The following is a 23,074-nucleotide window of genomic DNA, read 5'->3' on the forward strand; positions in this document are numbered from 1 at the left end:
GAAAATATACCGCTTTTTATAAAAAGCGGTATATTTTCTTATTCTTTATCAATCTATCTTATTTTATTTTCTTCTGTTAAGTAACTCTTTCTTTATTTCATCAATTTTAACGTCCTTTTCTATCATTAAGACTAATGTATGATATACTAAATCGCTAATTTCATAAATAAGTTCACTCTTATCTGTATTCTTTGACGCTATAATTACCTCACTACTTTCTTCACCAACTTTTTTAAGAATTTTATCTATACCTTTATCAAAAAGATAATTAGTATATGAGCCTTCAATAGGATTATTTTTTCTTTCATTTATTAAATCATATAGTTCTTTCAATATACTTTTTTCTACTTCAAATCCCATTTTATCAGTATCATCAAACAAATCTCTATAAAAACAAGAATAGTTTCCTGTATGACAAGCTACACCAGTTTGCTCAACTAAAAGTAATATAGTATCTACATCACAATCATAAGACATCTTAACAACTTTCTGAATATTTCCAGACGTCTCACCTTTAATCCAAAGTTCTTGTCTACTTCTGCTAAAATAACAAGCTACTTTATCTTTTAATGTTTTCTTTATAGCCTCCTCATTCATATATGCCAACATTAGCACATCTTTACTCACTACATCTTGAGCAACAACAGGAACTAGACCCTTATCATCAAATTTTACACCTTTTATAAAGTCTTCTGTTTCCTCACTGTATACATTGCTACATTTATTTTCCATCTTTTCAACCCCCTATTAGATATCTTGCTTATAATCTTACTTCTACACCCATGTTTTTTAAATATTTCTTCAAATCATTTATTTTTATTTCTCCAAAATGAAATACAGATGCTGCTAAAATTCCATCCACATTAGATTCTTTTACAGCCTCATAGAAATCTTCCATTTTACCAGCACCTCCTGATGCTATAACAGGCACATTCACTAAAGAAGTTATTTTTGATAACAATTCTATGTCATATCCATTTTTCATTCCATCTTCATCCATACTATTTACAACGATTTCCCCTGCTCCAAGCTCTACACCCTTAACAGCCCACTCAATTGCATCAAGACTAGTCTTTTCTCTACCACCTTTTACATATACACTCCATGAACCTTCTTCATTTTTCTTTGCATCTATTGATAAAACAACACATTGTGCTCCAAATTTTAATGATGCTTCCCTTATTAATTCAGGATTTTTGACTGCTGATGAATTTATAGAAACTTTATCAGCACCTTTTCTTAAAATATCAGTAAAATCTTCTAACTTATTTACGCCTCCACCAACACAGAATGGTATATTTATATTTTCTGCAACCTTTGTTACAAATTCTAAAGATGTCTTTCTGTCTTCGTTTGATGCAGTTATGTCATAAAATACAAGTTCATCTGCACCACAATCACTATAAAACTTCCCAAGTACCTCTGGACTGTCAACATCCACTATGTCTTTGAATTTCTTACCTTTTACAACTCTTCCATTCCTTACATCTAGACATGGTATTATTCTTCTAGTAAGCATATTTGTTGTGCCTCCTTAAAGTCTATCTTTTTGTCATATAGTGCCTTACCTATTATAGCACCATATAGATTCATATCTTTCAATCTTCTAACATCATCTATAGAGGTTACTCCTCCTGAAGCAATGACATTTAGTGATGTTTCATTTGATATTTTTTCATATATATCAAAATTTGGACCTTGTAACATTCCATCTTTTGATATATCTGTATAAACAATGGTTTGCACACCTATTTTTTCAAGTTGTTTACACAATGTTAGAGAATCCACATTACTTACAACTTCCCAACCTCTAACTGCTACCTTTCCATCTTTAGCATCTATAGAGACTACTATTTTATCTTTATATTCGTTGACTAATTCTTCAACCAAATTTAAATTTTCAATAGCTATACTACCTAGGATTACTCTAGTAACACCAGCTTTTATTAAACTTTGGACTTTTTCCTTATCTCTAACTCCTCCACCTACTTGAATAGGTATATCTATATTGTTTGCTATCTTTTCAATTGTTTCTGTATTTACACCAAATTCACTTCTAGCTCCGTTTAAATCTACTATATGTATATATTCTGCGCCTTCATCTTTCCATTTGTTTGCTACTTCTAATGGATTATCATAATATACATTTACTTTATCAAAATCTCCTTGAGTAAGTCTGACACACTTGTTATCCTTTACATCTATTGCTGGAAATATTATCATTTTATCATCTCCCCATATGCTTTTAATATATTTAAACCTACTTCTCCACTTTTTTCCGGATGAAATTGTATACCATATACATTATTTTTTCTAACGATAGCAGGAATTTTCTTTTCATACTCTGAAAATGCAATAAGTTCTTCATTTGATGAATTTGCATAATATGAGTGAACAAAGTATACATAGTCATCTTCCTTAATATATTTAAGTATATCATCTTCTTTATTAAATTTTAGATTATTCCATCCCATATGTGGCACTTTTAAACTTATATCTAATTTATCAATACTGCCTTTTATAAGTCCTAATCCTTCATATTCTCCATACTCATAACTTTTCTCATAAAGTAATTGCATACCTAAACATATACCTATCAGAAATTTTCCTTTTGAAGCATGTTCTCTTAATATTGGTATCAATCCTAGTTCATCTAAAGCATTTATAGAATCTCTAAAAGCCCCAACACCTGGAAGTATAAGCGAATTTGCTTTCTTAATTTCATTTATATCACTAGAAATTTTAGTTTCTATTCCAGCTTTTTTAAAACCTCTAGATACAGAATCTATATTTCCAAGACCATAGTCTACTATTATATTCATTCTACAAAACCCCCTTTGAAGATGCTATCTCATTGGAAATTATTTCACTTCCTTCTTTTAAAGCTCTTGCAAAAGCTTTAAATATGCTTTCTATTTTATGATGGTCATTTTCTCCATATAAAAGATTAATATGTAATGTTACTCTAGATTCATTTACAAAAGCTCTGAAAAATTCTTTAAAACACTGCGTACTCATATTACCAAGCATTTGAGTATCAAATTTAGCATTAAATACAAGATATGGTCTATTACTTATATCTATTGCTACCATTGATAGAGATTCGTCCATAGGTATATAGATAGTAGAATATCTTCTTATTCCTTTTTTATCACCTAAAGCATTTTTAAATGCTTCACCTATAGCTATACCAATATCTTCAACACTATGATGGTCATCTACATATATATCACCTTTACAAATCACCTTTAAATCAAACTTGCCATGAAATGCCATCAATGTAAGCATATGGTCTAAAAATCCTATTCCAGTATCTATTTCAGCTTTACCAGAACCATCAATATTTAGTTCTACTGAAATTTGTGTTTCAAAAGTATTTCTTTCTATACTCCAAATTCTCATACCTATTTCTCCTTTTTCAAAATATCTCTTATAGCATCCATAAATATGGTATTCTCTTCTTTATCACCAATCGTAACTCTATAATAATTTTTTAACTTACCACTAAATTCCCTTATTAGCACCCCTCTATCAATAAGTTTTTGTGATAGATTTTCAATTTCAGAATAGAACAATATAAAATTTGCTTGTGATTTATATGCCTTAATTCCTATATCAATCATTTCTTTATATAAAACTTCTCTTTCTTCTTTTACTTCATTTATATAAGCTTTCACTATATCTTTATTTCTAAGAGCTCTTGTAGCAATAAAATCTGATAATGAATTTAAATTATATGGAGGTCTTACCTTTTCAACAGAGTCTATTAAACTACTATTAGATAACATATATCCTGTTCTTATTCCAGCCAATCCAAATGCCTTTGATAAAGTTCTAAGAACTATTAGATTTTCATACTTAAAAACATCACTCAACATACTTTCTTCTCCAAAATCCATGTATGCTTCATCAAAAACTACTAAACTGTCTGTTGAATCTAAGAGTTTTATTACATCTTCCCTCTTTAGTATTGTTCCAGTTGGATTATTTGGATTACATACAATTACTATTTTAGGATTGTTTTCTTTTACTTTTTCAATTACATTATCTATGTTTATAACTAAATTTTCGTCACTTTCAACACCTATAAACTTAGAGCCATTTATTTGACTATATATAGAATACATGCTGAAACTTGGAGAGAAACTTAATATCACTTCATCTTTATCTACAAAAGTATGTATTATCAAATCAATTATTTCACTTGAACCATTTCCTACTAAAAGATTTTTCTTACTTACTCCAGAAATATTTATATAATCTATTATAGACTCTTTCAATTCACTATAAGAATCTTCAGGATATAAATTTAAGTCTATATCACTATCAGAAATCTCTTTAATAAGATGCTTAAACAACTTCTTACTTCCTTCATTTGCATCAAGTTTTACTTTGCAATTCACATGGTTTGGTTCATATCCCTTTAATTCTCTTATACTTTCTTTTTCTCTCAATTTAAACTCCCCCTTCTTAATTGTATTTTAGTTATCTAGTTCTTCAAATAAACGAATTATATTTTGAATTTGTTCATATTTAAATCTATAACTAGCTCTATTTGATATAATTCTAGCACTTATATCACATATATCTTCCAATATTTCAAGACCATTTGCTTTAAGTGTATTACCTGTCTCAACTATGTCTACAATTACATCTGATAATCCTACTATTGGAGCTAATTCTACAGAACCATTTAATTTTATTATTTCAATTTTTTGACCTTTCTCCTTAAAATATTTTTTAGCTATATTTGGATACTTTGTAGCTACTTTTAAATATTCATCTTCTCTATATATACTGTCGCCCTTTAATCCTGCTACAGCAAATTTACACTTCCCAAAACCTAAATCATATATTTCATATACATCTGTTTCATTCTCTAAAATAGTATCTTTTCCTGCTATACCAAGGTCTGCTACTCCCTTTTCAACATATGTAACTACATCTGATGGTTTGACATGTATATATATTATTTTATTTTCTTCATCTTTAAAGATTAACTTTCTTGTATCTGTGTCTATACTGTCCCCTAGACCCATTTTTTTAAATTTTTTAAACGATTCTCCTTCTATTCTTCCTTTTGCTAGTGCTATAGTCAAATAATCCAAAATAACCCCTCCTTTTAAATCCTATTTATATACATATTTCATTAACTCATCAACACTTAATGTAAACCCAATAGCGGGTATTTCTTTTCCATATTCTTTAGTTAGAGAATCATATCTTCCACCACTCAAAATCTCTTTATACGAGTTTGGATAATAACCTCTAAACATAACACCTTCATAATAATCAAGCATTGTAATCATTGATAAATCAAATCTAGCCTTATCTAAGAAATTACACTCTTCAATTAAGTTATTTATTTGCTTTAATTCTTCAAGTGCTTGTTTCATCTTATCATTACAATAGAAATTTTTTGACTTTTCAATAACATCACATAAATTTCCTTGTAAACTTAAAATATTTGATAATAATTCCTTTACTTCATTTTTAATTTTTAACTCTTCAATATATAGTTTTAATTCATGAGTATTTTTCGTATACAATAAATTTTTAATTTGATTTTCACAATTCTTATTTAAATTTAATTCTTCTAGTAGACCATTAATATACTTGCTACTTCCAACTTCTAATATAAACTTATTGTTATATTTCTCAAGTATCTTAAGAGCTAGTTTTACTACTTCTCTATCTGCTTCTACAGAAGATTCTCCTAGACATTCGCAACCTATCTGTCTTATCTCTTTTATTCCAACTGTATTTTTATTTTTATATATTGATGAATTATAAAAAAGTTTAAGCTTTAAACCATCTTCCCATCTTGGAACAAGACTTTTTATTATACTTGTAGTTATATCAGCTCTAAGTACCATTACTTTTCCATTTACAACCTTTACCATCGATTCTTCTGGAATTTTATTATTAATACTCGTAAACTCATCGTATTCTTCAAATAGTTGTGGCTCTATTTGAAAATATTCTTCATCTAAAAAAAGTTTATCTATTTCTCTTTTTAATTTATATCTTTTTTTAGAATAAATAACTTCATCTTCAATCCTTAAAAACTTCATATTATCACCCTTTTCATTAAAATTGCTCTTCCCTTTGTAAATTTAAAATAATAAAAAGCCATATAGGCTTTATACCTATATGGCTATAATTTTCTCTTAAAATTACTTCCCATCATAGATACAAGACCAATTGCACTAAAAACAGGGCTTGTGTCTATGAATTAATTTCATATTACAATCCCTTTAATCTATGATGATGGTGATGATTTAATTTTGTATTTAATTTTACTATATCTAATCTCACCATGATAATTTCCTCCCAAGTAATTTTTATTAATATTCTAAATTTACAGTTTTTTGTTACTATTAATAATAATATACTTTTCAAAAATTGGCAATAGTTATTTGTAAAATTGAATAAAATATTTTATATAGACTTTTTATTTGTACAATTATAAATTTAACCTTTACCTAATTTGGAAATTTTATGTATAAAAAATGAAATTTCGGGAAAAATTGTAATAATTTAAAAAAACTTATTAAAATATAGTATAATAAGTATATCTTAATGTAAAGGGATGATTTTATGTATAAATATGATGACTATGTGAATTTAACAAATGATTTAGATTTACCTGTAGAAATTAGAAATAAATGTGTTAGAATTGTTAGTGTTTCAGAGAATTTAGAGGACATAATTATAGTACATAAATTCAAACTATATGTCGTAAATGAGAAGTACATTAAAGGAATTATGGAATAGGCATTTTGAATGTACTATTTTTATCAAAATTTATTATAAATAAAATTTAATATTTATAATAAGGAACTGTCTTATTGTAGAAAATACAATATATAAGACAGTTCCATTTTATTTATTGTAGAATTTTAGTATCAATCAAACCTTTTAAATTATAAAACATACAACAAAACAGCTAAAAAATGAAATAAAGAACCTATCATAATAAAAATATGAAAGATTTCATGAAAACCAAATTCAGGACTTATATTAGGCTTTTTAATAATATAAATAATCGCACCTATAGAATAAGATATTCCCTCCATAATCAATAACTTGAGGCAATCTTTAGGTATTGAATTGAATGCATTTATATCAAAGACAATTGCCCAACCCATAAGTAAGTATATACTTGTAGACAACCATCTAGGAGCATCCATCCAAAAGATTTTTATTATTATACCAATAAAGGCTACTATCCATATTGCTGTAACAAATATTATGCCTTCCTTTTTTTCCATAAAACTTAGACATATTGGTGTATAGGAACCAGCAATTAATACATAAATCATTGCATGGTCAACTTTTCTAAAAAACAATTCTTGCTCTGGTGTTCCTTTTAAAAAATGATAATATGAGCTTGCACTATATAGAGCAATTAGTGACAACCCAAATATCGATACAGATACTATCATCAAAAGAGAGGTCTCTTGCAATGATACAGATTGAAAAACTAAAATTATAGTTGCTAAAAGAGATAAACAAGCTCCTATAAAGTGAGTTAAGCTACTTATCGGGTCTCTACCCTTCAAAAAAAATTGATACATTTTGTCCTCCTACAATTATGTATTTTAAAAATCAAATTCAGCGATATAGTTTTCATTACTATATTATATATTTAATTATACCACTTTATATTCTTTTTACAAGACTCAATATTGTTTTATTTTCTAATTTATTGTATTATATATATTATGGAGGTAGCATATGATGAATAATGAACTTAATACTATAATACTAGAAACGCTAGATAATGCTGATATAACTTCAAATGATATTCCCTCTATTGATTTATACATGGACCAAATTATTTCTTTAATTGACAATAAGCTTTCTGCTAATAAGAGATTTGAGAGTGACAAAATTCTTACTAAAACTATGATAAACAATTACAGTAAAGAGGGATTAATCAAACCTATTAAGGGGAAAAAGTATACTAAAGAACAAATTTTACAAATGATAATTATTTATTCTATGAAAAATACACTTACAATACAAGAAATTAAAAGAATCTTACATGGTGTGTATGAAAAAGATGATTTCAATGAAGATGACTTAGTTAGTTGTTATGAAAAATTTATGTCTATAAAAGAAAATCAAAGAAAGAATATACCAAACTTTATAGATTCTAATTTTGAAGATGTAACAATAACTCCAGAAAATAAAGATGATTTACTGATAGCCTTATTGAGTTTGACTTCAATGGCTGACCAATTAAAAAATATTTCCGAAAAATTAGTAGATACCTATTTCCCAGATATTTCTAAAAAATAATTTCAATAAAGTAAGACTGAAAATAAATATTAAAATACAATATTACTTAAATCGCTCTTAATTGTATACAATATAATTTTCAGTCTAAATATTAATACTTTCTATTTTTAATTCTTTCTAATAATCTCCATGTTAAGGTTCTACAAATTTAATTTTATCCTATTTAAGTTTTGACAATGTGAACAATTTAAATTAACTTGGATTTGTTTATACCCTATGAAAACGGCTTGTTTTAATATACTAGTGCCATCATCTATCATAACTACATTGTCTTTTATCTCTACACAGAAATTATTTTCTTGATTACACCAATAACAATCATACTTTTCATTACTTTTTTCTTCTCGCATGATTTTCGCCTCCTTCAATATAAGTTTCTACATTAAAAGAGGTTTTTCCTTTATATTTTTAATAAAATATTATAATTAGAACTTCATAGAATCTATTATACCTTCTATCTTTTCAGATGCTTTCTCTATTGCACTTTGTCTTTCTTCTTCACTAGTTCCAGTTCCATCTACTAATAATTCATCAAATTTCTTAATTCCTATAAATTTCATTATACTTTCCACATAATTTAATCCTTTATTCATAACTGGTTTCAATACCCATGGTATGTGTCCACCTGAAGATTGTATATATACCATACTTCTATCAATATCGTTTAAAATTCCTTGTGGCTTATCATTACCTTCAAATGATATAGTTTTTCCATCTTGAATTATACAGTCTATATATTCTTTAAGTGGTGCTGGAAAAGATAAGCTCCACATAGGTGCCGCTATTACGTATACACTTGCACTCACAAATTGGTCACAAAGGCTTCTAATCTTTGTAATCTCTTTTCTATCCTTATCATCCAACTTCTTAGCATCTTCTTCATTAACTATGCAATTTCTCTTTTCAAAGTACTGATATTCAAGTCTTGGTATATGCTCTTTATAAAGGTCTATTTCTTCAACCTCAAAATCCTTGTTTTCTTCCATAAATTTATTTATAAATTTTCTTGCTACAGTTTTGCTTGAAGATAAGTCTTCAGGTTTTGAATTTACATTTATATATAATAATTTTTTCTTCATAAGCTCACTCCTAAGATTATTTTTATATTATTATTTCACAAATATAACCATTCTATTCTGTTGCCAAATCATAAAATAAATAAAGATACAAATTTTAAATAATCTTAAAAGTAAAAACAATAAAATATTATGTGTATTAATTACAGAAAATATTAAAGATATAATAAAAAATAGATATTCTAGCCTAAATAATGCTTATAATTTTAATAAAAATGGTATAGTGTTAATACACTATACCATTACAATTATTTAAATATTTTTTAATATTTTTTCTTCCATTTTGCGCTTCTACCTCTTGCAACAACCTCTATCTTATCTTGTTTTCTTAGATTGTTAAAAACTCTATTTATTGTAGGTTCTGGAATATCAGGACATAAATCTCTTATATCTTCTTTTGTAAAATATCCAAGAGTAGAATTTATTATTTTTTCTATTCTACTAGTTTTGGTTTGTCTTTTCTTATCAGATATATTTAAACTATCATCCAACTTCTCATATGCAGTCAATATTGTTTCTAAAAAGTACTCAATCCATGCATTCATATCTGCTTTCTCACTACCTATAGACGATTTCAAATAATTTAAATTACTGTAATACTCATATGAACTATCATCAAATATTTTTCCTAAACTTATATATCTTCCAACTTCATATCCATTTTTATTTAGCAACAATAGGATAAGTACTCTCGCCATTTTTATATTACCTTCTTTGAATGGATGTATCAATATGAAATCTAACACAAATGCAGAAATTAATATTAATATATCAATTTCATCTTCCTCCATCAATGTATTATAAGCTTCACATATTTCTTCTACAGCTTTTTCCACCTTATTTACACCTGAATCAATACTTATGAATTCACCACATTTTAAATTGTGTTCAATAAAATCATTATCTGATTTGTAGCTTCCTCCTCTAGTAGATGAAAATTTATATAAGTATCCATGAAGCTCAAGAATTGTTTGTGAACTTATTGGAATACTTTCATAAGCACTATTAATAGTTTTTACTACATCTCTGTATTCAACAATGCTCAATTCTTCTCTACTTCTAGGTGTAACTTCATTACTTATTAATTTCTCTAAATTAAAATTACTACTATCTCTTTGATTTCCAATGTATGTAGATTCAGAACAATCTACTAAAGATTTTTTTTCTAATCTTTCTAAAATTTCTTTTGGTTGTTTTTTGTAAAGCAGTTGTCTACCCTTATACTCATTTATCTTAGACAACATTCTTGCTACATTCATGTTTACATACATATTTTTTAATTTGCTTTTCTTTGTAAATTCCATAAAATCACTCCATAATTAGAATTTCTCTTATCCTTGACAGCGGTTTTATTTTATCATATAATTGTACTTTTTGCAATTTCTTGCTCAATTATCTGAATTTATATTTCTTATTCAGTTGTTATCTCATTTAGTTTTTCACTTTCATTTAATCTTTCACTCTTAGGAGTATATCTTTTTAACTCTCTAAATACGACTACACCTGTAATTACTGTAGCTATAAAGTCAGACAATGGTTGAGCTGTCCATACACCCTGTAAACCTAGAAATGTAGGAAGAATTAGTACTGCTGGTATCAATAAAATTACTTGTCTTAAAAGACTTAATAACATTGCCATTTTGGCTTTTCCTATAGATTGTATAAAGTTTGTTCCTGTAACTGATAAGCCCACAATTGGCAACATAAGTAGATATATTCTTAAACCATCAACAGATATACTCATAAGCTCAGGGTCTTTATTAAATATTCCTATAATCGCCTCTGGGAAAACCATGACTACTACCATACCCATACATAAAATTATAGTAGCTACTACTAATGAACCTAAATATGCTTTTTTAACCCTATCGTATTTTTCAGCTCCATAATTGAAACCTATAATAGGTTGCGCTCCTTGATTTATTCCAAAGATAGGCATTAAAAATACCATTGCGATAGAAGAAATTGTAGCCATAGCACCTATAGCTAAATCTCCACCATGAGTTTTAAGTGCAATATTTGATATGACTTGAACCAAACTTGCTGCAAGTTGCATTGCAAATGGAGACATACCTATTGCAAATACTGCTTTTATTAGTTTCTTATCTAATTTTAGATTAGATTTACTAAATCTTAAGTTTGATTTTCCACTTATATAATATCCTATAGTTAAAACAGCTGTAAGAGCTTGAGAAGTTACTGTAGCAATTGCAGCCCCTTGTATTCCCAAATTGAATCCAAATATTAATATCCAGTCTAAAACTATATTAGTTAAACATCCTATTATCATTATTCCTGCTGAAATTTTAGGGCTACCATCAGCTCTTATTGAGTGGTTTAAAGAAAAGGAAAGAAGATTTACTACTGTACCTAATAATATAATATTTATATATGATTTTGCATATATAAGGGTATTTTCACTTGCTCCAAATAATGTAAGTATCTTATTTGCAAATAAGATTCCAAGTATCATTATAATAATTCCTGTTATTACAGATAATGTCATTGCATTTCCTATAAGTTTTCTTGCCTCTTCTACTTTACCTTGCCCAAGTTTTATTGATATAGTAGTAGTTGTTCCTATACCTATCAACATACCAAATGCAAGTATTATTGTCATTATCGGCATTGTGACACCAAGACCTGTTATTGCAAGTGGCCCAACTCCTGGTATATTTCCAATAAAGATTCTATCTACTACATTATATAAACTATTTACCAACATACCTATTATCGCTGGTATAGAATATTTAAGTAGTAATTTGCTAATTCGTTCTGTTCCTAATAATTGTTGATTTTCCATCAAGTCTCCTCCTTCTTCTAATATTCAATTTTCCACATATTACAAGGGAGGTGCAAATGCCCTCCCTTAATATTAACTACTTTTTAAATATTAATTTTATATATCTATTATATACCACTTTAATCAAAAAACCAAACTTTTCTAATATAAAATTTTTTTAACAGATAAAAATAAAGTGTATATATAGATGAGAGCACTAGTAATATACCCAGATTTTCTAAGTTAAAACTACTATTTAATATATTATTTAAAAAGAATAGAGAAAGTATAGTGTTTGCAATTGCTATAAAATATGGTATGAAAAATAATGTACCTATCTCTATACTAACAATCTTATTCATAGTTTTAAAAGATAGACCTATTTTTGATAAGTTTTTGTATTTAACTTTATCATATGGCTCATCTGTATATAATCTAAAATATAAAAAACTTAAAACACCCATAAAAAGTATCACACCTATAAAAATACCCATAAATTGTAGAATTTTACTTTGTTGTAATTCCACTAAATACATGTCTGGTAAAGTTAAAAAGTATGACCTATTATATTCTCTATACAAATTAAAGTGCTTTTCTTTTAGATTTTCAGTTATATTAGCACTAGTTTGCCAGTTATTATAATCAAATCCATAAAAACTCAGTTTTGAAAATTCATTTTCTATATCATTATATAAACTATCATTTATAATTATAATTTTATTGAACATTCCAGTAGGAAAAATTATATTATTTGATGATGCTTTTATTTTTATATTTATTCTTTTTATATTATAATTTTTTACTTGTTTTAGAGACTTTATGTGTTCTTGTGAATTACTACCAGGAATTAATATACCTTCATCTTTTTTGAGATTCACCTCATCTAATTTTAATTGTTTCGACAATGCATTATAATTTTTTACACTTAATATCGCATCTCTATTATGTTTAAGTATAGGGAAACTCAGCTCTTTATAATCATATCTTTTAATTGTCTTTCTAATTTGTTGCAATTCTTCATATTCTTTCTCATTATTATCTTCTGAGAAATATGAGTAAACCATTGGGAAGTTGTTTTTAGAAGATTCTCCTTGAGAATTTACAAGTGATGAAGTTGTTGTAAATGCTACTAAAGTAGCTGATAAAAGTATTGTCATTAAAAACAGCAACCTTGTATTATCTTTTAATTTATACATTAGATTACTTATAAGTAACATATTCACTTTTCTTTTATAAAACTTTTCTTTATTTTTTAAATACTTTAATATTAAAATTATAAATTGAGAAAAAAATAAAAATGTACCCAAAATGATTAATAACGTTATTGTATACATACCTCCATTTATTTTTAACTTGTTACCAAATAGTATCATAGCATATCCTATTATAAGACATACTATACAAATTACTCCAAGCAACTTTGAAGTCTTTATATCTTTTTTAGGCTTTCTTGTTCCTACTAAAAGCTCTAAAACATTATTCTTATTCAATAACTTTAAGCTTAATGGTCCTGTTATTAAAAACAAAATTGTAAAACATATGACTGTCATCAGTATTGCTTTTAATGGAAAATAAATTGCTGTTAAGTTTATATAAAATAACTTACTTAAATACAATAAAAACAATTTAGAGACTGATAGACCAAGTAATATTCCCAGTATTATTGCTAAGGAACCTATTATCAAGTTCTCAATTAATATCAATCTTTTTAATTGTCTATTGCTCATTCCAATTATTATCAATATTCCAAAATCTTTTAATCTATATTTTAAGAAATTTCCTAAAGAATACAATATAAAAAGCAAGCTAAACCCTAGTATTATTAATTCGGAAACCATAAGAGCCATAAACGCAGTAGAGCCATTTTGGATTCCTGAATCTGCTATGATTGGATGAAACATAGATACAGCAAAGACAAAAAATATCATTATAGAAAAAACTGAACTTAAAAAATATGCTAAATATGCACTAAAATTCCTAACTATATTATTATAAGCAAACCTTCTAAAGCTCACTATCTTGCACCTCCTATCTGAGACAATACAGATAGTATTTCATCATAAAAAGAATTACTGCTTCCAGATTTTTTTATTTCTGTATATACACACCCATCCTTTATAAAAATCACTCTATCTGAGTAACTTGCACTATATGCTTCATGAGTTACCATAAGTGTAGTTACATTTTGTTCTTTATTTATCTTAGTAAATAATCTTAGAACATCATCAGTAGATTTTGAATCAAGATTTCCAGTTGGTTCGTCTGCAAGTAGTAGTGATGGTCTATTTATAATTGCCCTGGCAATAGCACATCTTTGAGCCTGACCTCCTGAAATTTCATAGATTCTCCTATCTAAAAGATTATCAATACCTAAAAATTTAGCTACGTTTATGGTTTGTCTATTCATATCTTTAACATTCGCACCATCTAATGTAAGTGGTAACATGATATTTTCTTCAACAGTTAGAGTATCAATTAAGTTAAAATCTTGAAATACAAAACCAAGTTGTTTTCTTCTAAATTCAGCAAGCTTTTCTCCTTCTAATTCACTTATGTCACATCCATCTAATATAACTTTCCCTTCATTCTGTTTGTCAACTGTAGATATTATATTTAAAAGAGTAGATTTACCACTTCCAGATGGTCCCATAATAGCTACGAACTCTCCTTTTTCTATATTTATACTAACTTTATCCAAGGCTTTAAATGGAACTTTCCCACAATATGTTTTTGATATATTTTTAATACTTAATATGTTCATTTTATATTCTCCATAACTTTTTTATTTTTACTACAATACTATATTATCGTGAACATACTACTTTAACCATAAAAATACCCTAACAATTAACTTACATATTTGTAAGCCAATTAAATTAGGGCATTAAATAATCTAACTAATTATTGATTACTATTAAATTTAAAATTTAAACGTTTTTCAAATTCATCTAACACCATAGGTTTAGCAAATAAGTATCCTTGAACTTTATCACAACCTATTTCTTTTAAGAATTCCACTTGTTCATAAGTTTCTACACCTTCACAGATTACTTTAATATTAATAGCTTTTGCCATTTCTACTATCTTGGAAATAATAATTTTACCACGTTTTGTATCTGTTGTCTCAATTAAAAATCCTCTATCCAATTTTAAAACATCAAAAGGAAGGTCTTTTAATAAATTTAAAGATGAATACCCTGAACCAAAGTCATCCATTGATATAATAAAACCTATTTCTTTAAGCTTTTTCATTATGTTAATCAATATATCTAAATTGTCAAATACAACACTTTCAGTTAGTTCAAGTTCAATAAACTTAGGAGAGATGTTGTACTTATTTATCAAATCAGTGATATTTTCTATAAAATTATCTCTGTATAAATGAACTCTAGACATATTCACTGAGATTGGTACAGGAGTATATCCTTCATTTATCCATTTGTTAATCGTCTTACAAACCTCTTCAAATACAAACATGTCAACATTTACAATGAAACCATTCTTTTCAAATAAAGGTATAAAGTCTATAGGTGAAATAAATCCCATTTCTGGGCTATCCCATCTTATCAGAGCTTCTGCTCCCTCAATTTCATTTCCATCATTTAGACTATATTTAGGCTGATAATACACTATAAATTCATCTTTTTCTAAAGCTTTATTCATATTATCTTCCAATCGTTTTTCATTATACAGTCGATTTCTTGTCTCTTCATTAAAAAATGAATATGAGTGTTCGTATTTTTCTTTTTTAGTTTTTGCTGCAATATTTGCTCTGTCAATTAACAGGTCAATCTTTTGAGCATCATCTTTTTCAGTGATTTTATATATTCCACTTGATATAACAATTTTATATTTAGATGAATTATTAGTACTTAAGTTACAAATTTCATTATTTATTTTAGACAATCTACTTAAAAGTTCATCTTCAGTACTGCAAAAAACCAATAGTATAAAATGGTCATTATCCATCCTAGCACAAAGCTCAAATTTATTCATATTATTATTTAAAACATGTGCAATATGAATTAATATCTTATTTCCCTCAGAATAACCAAACATCTCATTTATATATTTAAATTTATTTACATCTAACTGCACCAAGTAGAAATCATCTCGATAGTAATTTTTTAAAATATATATAGAATCTTTTCTAAATTTTTCCTTGTTTTTTATTCCACTTAAAGAATCATAATAAGCCAACTTTTTAAGTTGGTCTATTAACTTAGCATTACTTAATTTCCACAATATCATAAATATTAATATATAGAAATATAATTTTATTATAAAATTAATTATTAGGCTTTTAAAATTTTCAAATATATCACATTTTGATATTAAAGTCCAATTAGTATCCTTAATATTTGTATATTTTACATTATATAATCTCCAGTTATTCCAATATAAAAAACTACTTTTTTGTTTTTCATTTATATTTTTTAAAATTTCATCTTTAGTACTTCCTATGATATTCCCTTCTAAACTCAAAGTATTACTTTTATTATTGATAGAGTTTTTATCCGATTCAGAAATAAGAGTACAATCTTTGTCTATCATTAGAAATTTAATAGAATCCTCAAAGTTACTTCTACTCACTATCTTATTTACATTTTGAAAATAAAAAGACGCAAAAATGGTTCCTGTTACCTCATTGTTTTTTACAATAGGCATATATATAATAAACACTTTATCACCTGTAACATTACTAGTCTCAATGTCTGAAACTACTACTTGCTTAGTTTTAATTGCTTTCTTAAAACCAACCTTATTTTTTATTGAACCAACTTTTTCCCTATATGTACTTGAAACATTTCCTTCTGTATCTGTTATACCAATCATAAAAAGATTATATTCTTTTTGATATGGTCTTAATAATTTTCCTTTTTCAATTAGAGATATCTCACTATTAGAAAATCTATCATCTTGACTAAGAGCTTTTAATAAGGAAGTGTTTGTTTTTAAATAGTCCTCAAGCTCTCTTTTAGATGCCTCAAGCATATTTTCAGAAGTAACCTTCATAGAATTACTTGCACATATAATTGTGCTTGTGAAATCAATCAAGACTAATAACATTAATAAAATTAATATGTGTTTAAAAATTAGTCCATCAAATACTTTTTCTTTTCTTCTCATATTAAAACACCATTAATTATATAATTTATTTTTTTGTTATCTAATGTTAGATTTAGCAAATTTGATTTTGTTATCAACACATTATTACCTCCTTATAAAACCTTTATTGTATACCATTTTATCACAATTATGTCTAATTATGGTAGAATAGTGTCAAATATTACGACAATAACAATTGTACAATTAAAAAATAAAAAAATACCAAGCCAGAAATTATATTCTAGCTTGGTATTTTTAATTTACAAATTAAGCATTAACTTTTGCTTTTAAGTATTCATCTATTGAGGCTGCTGCTGTTTTACCAGCTCCCATTGCAGATATTACTGTTGCTGCTCCAGTAACAGCATCTCCACCTGCAAATACTCCTTCTTTAGAAGTTTGTCCATTTTCATCTGTTATTAGACATCTTCTCTTATTTATATCAAGACTCTTTGTCGTAGAAGATATTAATGGATTTGGACTTGTTCCAAGTGACATTATAACTGTATCTACATCAAGTACAAATTCAGAACCTTCTATTTCTATAGGTCTTCTTCTTCCAGAATCATCTGGTTCTCCTAATTCCATTCTTATACAAACCATACCTTTAACATATCCATTTTCATCTACTAAAATTTCTTTAGGATTTGTCAATGTATTAAATATAATACCTTCTTCTTTTGCATGGTGTACTTCTTCAGCTCTTGCTGGAAGCTCTTTTTCACTTCTTCTATAAACTATATATGATTCTGAACCTAATCTTAATGCAGTTCTAGCAGCGTCCATAGCAACATTTCCACCACCAACTACAGCAACTTTTTTACCAGAACTAATAGGTGTGTCATAATCATCTCTGTAAGCTTTCATTAAGTTTACTCTAGTTAAGAATTCATTTGCAGAAAATACCCCATTTGCATTCTCTCCTGGTATATTCATAAACATTGGAAGACCTGCTCCTGAACCTATGAATATAGCTTCAAATCCTTCATCTTCTATAAGCTCATCTACTGTTATTGTCTTACCAACAATTACATTAGTTTCTATTTTTACACCTAATTTTCTTATATTATCTATTTCAGGTTGAACAACAGCTTGTTTTGGAAGTCTAAATTCAGGTATACCATAAGTTAAAACTCCACCTGGCTCATGCATTGCTTCAAAGATTGTTACATCATAACCTTTTTTAGCTAAATCACCAGCACAAGCTAGTCCTGCTGGACCACTTCCTATTACTGCTACTTTTTGATTTTTCTTAGGCTCTGTATCAGATAAATTTATATCATTTTCTTTTGACCAATCTGCTACAAATCTTTCTAGTTTACCTATTGATACTGCATCTGATTTTATTCCAAGTATACATACACCTTCACATTGACTTTCTTGTGGGCATACTCTACCACAAACAGCTGGTAATGAACTACTCTTAGCTATTACTTTAGCAGCACCTTCTATATCATCTTCTTTAACTTTTGTTATAAATCCTGGAATATCTATTCCTACTGGACATCCACCTACACATTTTGGTTTTTTACAAGCCAAACATCTATTAGCTTCTGCCATAGCTTCTTCTTTATTGTATCCTAAACACACTTCATCAAAATTTTTTGCTCTTACAGCAGGTTCTTGTTCTCTAACTGGTACTTTTACTTTTTTAGCATCCATTATTTGTTACCTCCACATCCACAATTACTATGATGATGACTATCGCCTTCTTCAAGTTTTAGCATAGCTCTTCCTTCTTGAGTCTTGTACATAGATTGTCTTCTCATTGCTTGGTCAAAGTCAACTAAATGTCCGTCAAATTCTGGACCATCTACACATGCAAACTTAGTTTCATCTCCAACACTAACTCTACAACCACCACACATACCTGTTCCATCAATCATTATTGTATTTAAACTTACTATAGTAGGTATATTTAACTCTTTAGTTAATTGGCACATAAATTTCATCATTATCATTGGTCCAATTACGATTGCTTGGTCATATTTTTTGCCTTGATTATCAACTAAATCTTTTAATAAGTCTGTAACTCTTCCATTAAATCCATATGTACCATCATCTGTTGATACGTATACGTTTTTAGCTACTTCTCTCATATCATCTTCTAATATTATTAATTCTTTAGTTCTTGCACCAATTATTACATCTACATCTAATCCATTCTCTTTAAACCATTTAACTTGTGGATACACTGGAGCAGAACCAACTCCACCAGCTACAAATAATATTTTTTTATTTTTTAATTCTTCTATATCTTCATGTATAAATTCACTTGCTTGTCCTAATGGTCCTACAAAGTCCATTACAAAATCGTTTTCTTCAAACATTGCTAATTTTTTAGTTGAAGCACCAACTGTCTGGAATACAATAGTTACTGTTCCTTTTTCTCTATCATAGTCAGCTATTGTTAGAGGAATTCTTTCTCCCTTTTCGTCATTCTTAATTATTATAAATTGACCAGGTTGAGAAGATTTTGCAACTCTAGGCGCCTCTATTTCCATCAAATAAATACTATCTGTTAATTGTCTCTTACTAACTATTCTATTACTCATCTCGCTATTCTCCATTCTAACAAATATATTTTTCCCACTCTAAATTTAATTAAAAACATAAACACACAAAACTATAACTTATTATAATATAATATTAGTTCTTGATTAATTGTTTTGTATTGGACATCCCCCCTATAAAATAATTATAACTGCCCAAACTACAAATAGTTGATATTAACAAATTTCTTTTAATTGCCAATAAACACTAAGTCTATATCATATGTCTAATTTGTTATAGATTTAACCTAATACACACTTAAAGTATACTATATTATGCCAAATTTGTAACAAAAATTTTATAAATACATAATAAAATTTTTTTATTCAATTATTTATTTAATAAATTAACTTAGGTTTTCATAATAACACTAATTTCTTTAAAAACTAAACGTGTGTAAGGCTTTAATCTATTGCAATACCAGCTTTCATATTATTTAAAATACACCCTTATTTTATTATATATCTAAAATTTTCAATATTCATTAATTATTTGAATTTTTATATAAAATTTTTACAATTTCTAAAGATTTATTTACTTATGTAATAAATTATAATAATATTAATTTATAAAGTTAATAATTAATATAGATTAAAATAAAAATAATATAAACATAGGAGGTACATTCTTTGAAAAACATTATTTCTGCAAAAGAACTTATATCAAAGCTAGAACAAAATGATAATCTAGTCATTATAGATTGTAGGTTTGACCTTATTAATAGAACTTATGGTATTGATTCTTATAAAAAAGGACACATAAAAGGCAGTTTCATCTTAGATATAGACAAGGATTTATCGTCTCCTACAAAAGAACATGGTGGTAAAAATCCTTTACAAGACCCTTTCATATTAAAAGAAAAGTTAGAAAAAATGGGCGTTGATAACGATACTACAATTGTAACTTATGATGATGGAGATTTAAATGGAGCTTGTAGATTATTTTTCCAATTAAAACATTTAGGTCTTAAAAAGGTCTATGTACTGGATGGAGGAATAACTTCTTTCGTAAACGAAGGCGGAGAACTAGAAGAAAAAATAAATATTCCAAATTGCACAGGTAAAGAAATTAAACCAAATATAAATGATGATTTAGTTGTGCCAATGGAATATGTTAAATCTAAATTATATAAAAAAGATACTGTAATCATAGATTGTCGTGCCAACGAAAGATATCAAGGTCTAGTTGAGCCTGCTTATTCAAAAGCTGGTCATATACCTAGTGCTAAGAATTATTTTTGTAAGGATTTAATAAAAAGTAATTTTGAAAATGGTTCACTTAAAGACATGGAATTTTTAAAAGATTTCTTCAAAGATTTAAATACTTATGATGAAGTAATTTTATCTTGTGGTTCAGGAATATCTGCTTGTGTCAATAGTCTTGCTCTTAGAGAGCTTGACATCCCTCATAAGATTTATGTTGGTAGCTTTAGCGACTGGATTAGCTATGATGACAATGAAATTAAGACTGGTCAAGAATAAAACTAATAACATATAAAATCAGTCTATAATATCTTAAATATTATAAAATATCATAAAGGCGTTAGTCATTTAGACTTTCGCCTTTAATTGATATTTCATATACATTTTTAAATTCATCATATATACATTTTAATAATATTAATAAACTGCAACATGACCATCACATCTTGATTCTGTTGCACAGATATAACTTTCTTGTTCTGTTTTGAATATTATTTGACCTCTTCCCATATCAACACTATCATTAATTACTTTTATTTCATGCCCTTTTTCAATTAATGAATCTATTATGTGTTTTGGCATATCTGATTCAACTTCTATTTTCTTGCCTTCTATCCATTGCCATCTTGGAGCATCTAGTGCCTCTTGAGGATTTAGACCAAAATCTATCATGTTTGTTAGTACTTGAACATGTCCTTGTGGTTGCATAAATGCACCCATTACACCAAATGGTCCTATTGCTTTATCTTCTTTGCCTAAAAATCCAGGTATTATAGTATGGTAAGGTTTTTTAAATGGTTTTACTACGTTATGATGTTTGGGGTCTAAGTTAAAATTATTCCCTCTACTATGTAATGCAATCCCAGTGTTTGGTATCACAATTCCAGAACCAAAGTTTATATAGTTACTTTGTATATATGAAACCATATTTCCATCTTTATCAGCAGTACAAAGATACACTGTACCACCACAGTATGGCTCTCCTTCACTTGGATATAGAGCCTTTTTGTTATCGATTAATGAACTTCTTTTTTTTGCATACTCTTGATTTAATAAATCTTGAACCTTCACCTTCATGTGTTCTATATCAGTTACATAAGTTTTAGAATCTGCAAAAGCTAATTTTAAACTTTCTATAATCTTATGTATATCTTCCACATTTTCTATGTTTCCTTCTATATCTAATTCTTTTAATATATTAAGTGCCATTAAAACTGTTATCCCATGTCCATTTGGTGGAATTTCAAATATTTTATATCCTTTATATTCTGTGCTTATAGGCTCTACCCATGTTGGATAAAAACGCTCTAAATCACTTTTTCTTATAGCTCCATCAAATTTTCTAGAATATTCATCTATTTTATCAGCAAGTCTTCCTCTATAAAAGCTTTCAGATTGAGTATCTGCTATTTCTTCTAATGTATTTGCATGTTCTTCACATATAAATATGTCTCCAGCTTCTGGAGCTTTGCCTTTTTTAGAAAATGTATCAAACCATGGTTTGAATTCTTCCCCAACAAGTTCTTTTTCATATAATTCATATGATTTTTTCCACACTTTAGCCACATTAGGAGATACTACATAACCTTCTCTCGCATAGTTTATTGCTGGAGATAAACATTCCCCTAAACTAAGCTTGCCATACTTTTTATTTAATTCTGCCCAAGCTGCAGGTATTCCAGGTACAGTTACTGCTCCAAATCCATACTTAGGCATTTCCTCAAGATTACCATAATTATTTAATTCCATCTTTTCTGGAGCAAAACCACTAGAGTTTAGAGCATGCAATCGTTTTTCTTCTTCTATCCAAACAAGAGCATATGCATCTCCACCAATCCCATTGCTTGTTGGTTCTACCACTGCTAATGTAGCAGCTGTTGCAACTGCTGCATCTACAGCATTTCCACCTTTTTTTAATATTTCAAGCCCAGCTTGAGATGCCAGTGGTGTTGATGTTGCAACTGCTCCATTTTTAGCATATACGACATTTCTTATTGATGAATATTTATGTTGATAAGCGTTAAACTTCATAAACTTCAACTCCT

The 23,074-nt window shown here is 27.6% G+C and carries 22 protein-coding genes; 3 read left to right on the top strand and 19 right to left on the bottom strand.

Annotation, left to right across the window (positions count from 1 at the left end; translation table 11 throughout):
• Positions 1-63 precede the first annotated feature (63 nt).
• From hisIE to KGF38_RS17565, 8 genes are read right to left on the bottom strand one after another with little or no spacing between them, the layout of a single operon-like run.
• Positions 64-732, bottom strand: coding sequence for a bifunctional phosphoribosyl-AMP cyclohydrolase/phosphoribosyl-ATP diphosphatase HisIE (hisIE, locus tag KGF38_RS17530; protein ID WP_074179011.1), 669 nt, complete (start codon positions 730-732; stop codon positions 64-66).
• A gap of 28 nt (positions 733-760) precedes the next feature.
• Positions 761-1,519, bottom strand: a complete 759-nt coding sequence (gene hisF, locus KGF38_RS17535; protein ID WP_054270042.1) for an imidazole glycerol phosphate synthase subunit HisF — start codon at positions 1,517-1,519, stop codon at positions 761-763.
• Positions 1,501-2,223, bottom strand: coding sequence for a 1-(5-phosphoribosyl)-5-[(5-phosphoribosylamino)methylideneamino]imidazole-4-carboxamide isomerase (hisA, locus tag KGF38_RS17540; protein WP_054276529.1), 723 nt, complete (start codon positions 2,221-2,223; stop codon positions 1,501-1,503). Before hisA ends, hisF begins: the two co-directional genes overlap by 19 nt.
• Positions 2,220-2,822: an imidazole glycerol phosphate synthase subunit HisH gene (hisH, locus tag KGF38_RS17545; protein WP_054276528.1), complete on the bottom strand. Its 603-nt coding sequence runs from the start codon at positions 2,820-2,822 to the stop codon at positions 2,220-2,222. Before hisH ends, hisA begins: the two co-directional genes overlap by 4 nt.
• Position 2,823: 1 nt before the next feature.
• Positions 2,824-3,408 carry an imidazoleglycerol-phosphate dehydratase HisB gene (gene hisB, locus KGF38_RS17550; RefSeq protein WP_407815054.1) on the bottom strand — a complete coding sequence of 195 codons (585 nt, stop codon included), beginning with the start codon at positions 3,406-3,408 and terminating at the stop codon, positions 2,824-2,826.
• A complete protein-coding gene (gene hisC / locus KGF38_RS17555; protein ID WP_074179010.1) occupies positions 3,405-4,454 on the bottom strand; it encodes a histidinol-phosphate transaminase in 1,050 nt (349 codons plus the stop codon). Before hisC ends, hisB begins: the two co-directional genes overlap by 4 nt.
• Positions 4,455-4,481: 27 nt before the next feature.
• Positions 4,482-5,108 carry an ATP phosphoribosyltransferase gene (gene hisG, locus KGF38_RS17560; protein ID WP_021384322.1) on the bottom strand — a complete coding sequence of 209 codons (627 nt, stop codon included), beginning with the start codon at positions 5,106-5,108 and terminating at the stop codon, positions 4,482-4,484.
• Positions 5,109-5,129: 21 nt separating this feature from the next.
• The gene (locus tag KGF38_RS17565) at positions 5,130-6,074 is read right to left on the bottom strand and encodes an ATP phosphoribosyltransferase regulatory subunit (RefSeq protein ID WP_054270037.1); all 945 of its coding nucleotides are present in this window, start codon (positions 6,072-6,074) and stop codon (positions 5,130-5,132) included.
• Between the two features lie 526 nt (positions 6,075-6,600).
• On the opposite strand from KGF38_RS17565, the gene KGF38_RS17570 reads away from it, so the two are divergent.
• Complete coding sequence (locus KGF38_RS17570) at positions 6,601-6,777, top strand: hypothetical protein (protein ID WP_003420092.1); 177 nt, start codon at positions 6,601-6,603, stop codon at positions 6,775-6,777.
• Positions 6,778-6,926: 149 nt separating this feature from the next.
• On the opposite strand, the gene trhA is transcribed toward KGF38_RS17570, so the two are convergent.
• Positions 6,927-7,580 (bottom strand): PAQR family membrane homeostasis protein TrhA, encoded by a 654-nt coding sequence (gene trhA, locus KGF38_RS17575; RefSeq protein ID WP_054270036.1) that lies wholly within the window; start codon positions 7,578-7,580, stop codon positions 6,927-6,929.
• A gap of 160 nt (positions 7,581-7,740) precedes the next feature.
• On the opposite strand from trhA, the gene KGF38_RS17580 reads away from it, so the two are divergent.
• Complete coding sequence (locus tag KGF38_RS17580) at positions 7,741-8,307, top strand: DUF1836 domain-containing protein (protein WP_065388383.1); 567 nt, start codon at positions 7,741-7,743, stop codon at positions 8,305-8,307.
• A 140-nt stretch (positions 8,308-8,447) separates the two neighbouring features.
• Here KGF38_RS17580 and KGF38_RS17585 read toward each other — a convergent pair whose 3' ends face one another.
• The 9 genes from KGF38_RS17585 to KGF38_RS17625 form a co-directional block, all read right to left on the bottom strand.
• Positions 8,448-8,657, bottom strand: a complete 210-nt coding sequence (locus KGF38_RS17585) for a hypothetical protein (protein WP_074179009.1) — start codon at positions 8,655-8,657, stop codon at positions 8,448-8,450.
• A gap of 75 nt (positions 8,658-8,732) precedes the next feature.
• Positions 8,733-9,386: an FMN-dependent NADH-azoreductase gene (locus tag KGF38_RS17590; protein ID WP_054270035.1), complete on the bottom strand. Its 654-nt coding sequence runs from the start codon at positions 9,384-9,386 to the stop codon at positions 8,733-8,735.
• Between the two features lie 260 nt (positions 9,387-9,646).
• Positions 9,647-10,687: a Fic family protein gene (locus KGF38_RS17595; protein WP_054270034.1), complete on the bottom strand. Its 1,041-nt coding sequence runs from the start codon at positions 10,685-10,687 to the stop codon at positions 9,647-9,649.
• 107 nt (positions 10,688-10,794) lie between these two features.
• Positions 10,795-12,186: an MATE family efflux transporter gene (locus KGF38_RS17600; protein WP_074179008.1), complete on the bottom strand. Its 1,392-nt coding sequence runs from the start codon at positions 12,184-12,186 to the stop codon at positions 10,795-10,797.
• Between the two features lie 119 nt (positions 12,187-12,305).
• Positions 12,306-14,180, bottom strand: a complete 1,875-nt coding sequence (locus KGF38_RS17605; RefSeq protein ID WP_074179007.1) for an FtsX-like permease family protein — start codon at positions 14,178-14,180, stop codon at positions 12,306-12,308.
• Positions 14,180-14,926, bottom strand: coding sequence for an ABC transporter ATP-binding protein (locus KGF38_RS17610; RefSeq protein WP_054270031.1), 747 nt, complete (start codon positions 14,924-14,926; stop codon positions 14,180-14,182). Before KGF38_RS17610 ends, KGF38_RS17605 begins: the two co-directional genes overlap by 1 nt.
• Before the next feature lie 140 nt (positions 14,927-15,066).
• Complete coding sequence (locus KGF38_RS17615; RefSeq protein WP_054270030.1) at positions 15,067-17,295, bottom strand: EAL domain-containing protein; 2,229 nt, start codon at positions 17,293-17,295, stop codon at positions 15,067-15,069.
• A 246-nt stretch (positions 17,296-17,541) separates the two neighbouring features.
• The gene (gene gltA, locus KGF38_RS17620) at positions 17,542-18,936 is read right to left on the bottom strand and encodes an NADPH-dependent glutamate synthase (RefSeq protein ID WP_054270029.1); all 1,395 of its coding nucleotides are present in this window, start codon (positions 18,934-18,936) and stop codon (positions 17,542-17,544) included.
• Positions 18,936-19,829, bottom strand: a complete 894-nt coding sequence (locus KGF38_RS17625) for a sulfide/dihydroorotate dehydrogenase-like FAD/NAD-binding protein (protein ID WP_054270028.1) — start codon at positions 19,827-19,829, stop codon at positions 18,936-18,938. The genes gltA and KGF38_RS17625 overlap by 1 nt, the downstream gene beginning before the upstream one ends.
• Before the next feature lie 627 nt (positions 19,830-20,456).
• Here KGF38_RS17625 and KGF38_RS17630 point away from each other — a divergent pair.
• Entirely contained in the window at positions 20,457-21,308 is an 852-nt protein-coding gene (locus tag KGF38_RS17630; protein ID WP_054270027.1) for a sulfurtransferase, read from the top strand.
• Between the two features lie 138 nt (positions 21,309-21,446).
• Here the strand turns inward: KGF38_RS17630 and ggt are convergent, their stop codons facing one another.
• Positions 21,447-23,060: a gamma-glutamyltransferase gene (gene ggt, locus KGF38_RS17635; protein WP_054270026.1), complete on the bottom strand. Its 1,614-nt coding sequence runs from the start codon at positions 23,058-23,060 to the stop codon at positions 21,447-21,449.
• Between the last annotated feature and the right edge of the window lie 14 nt (positions 23,061-23,074).

Origin of the sequence: Clostridioides sp. ZZV14-6387 (genome assembly GCF_020657835.1) — a bacterium.
In the GTDB taxonomy this organism is placed as follows: domain Bacteria; phylum Bacillota; class Clostridia; order Peptostreptococcales; family Peptostreptococcaceae; genus Clostridioides; species Clostridioides difficile_A.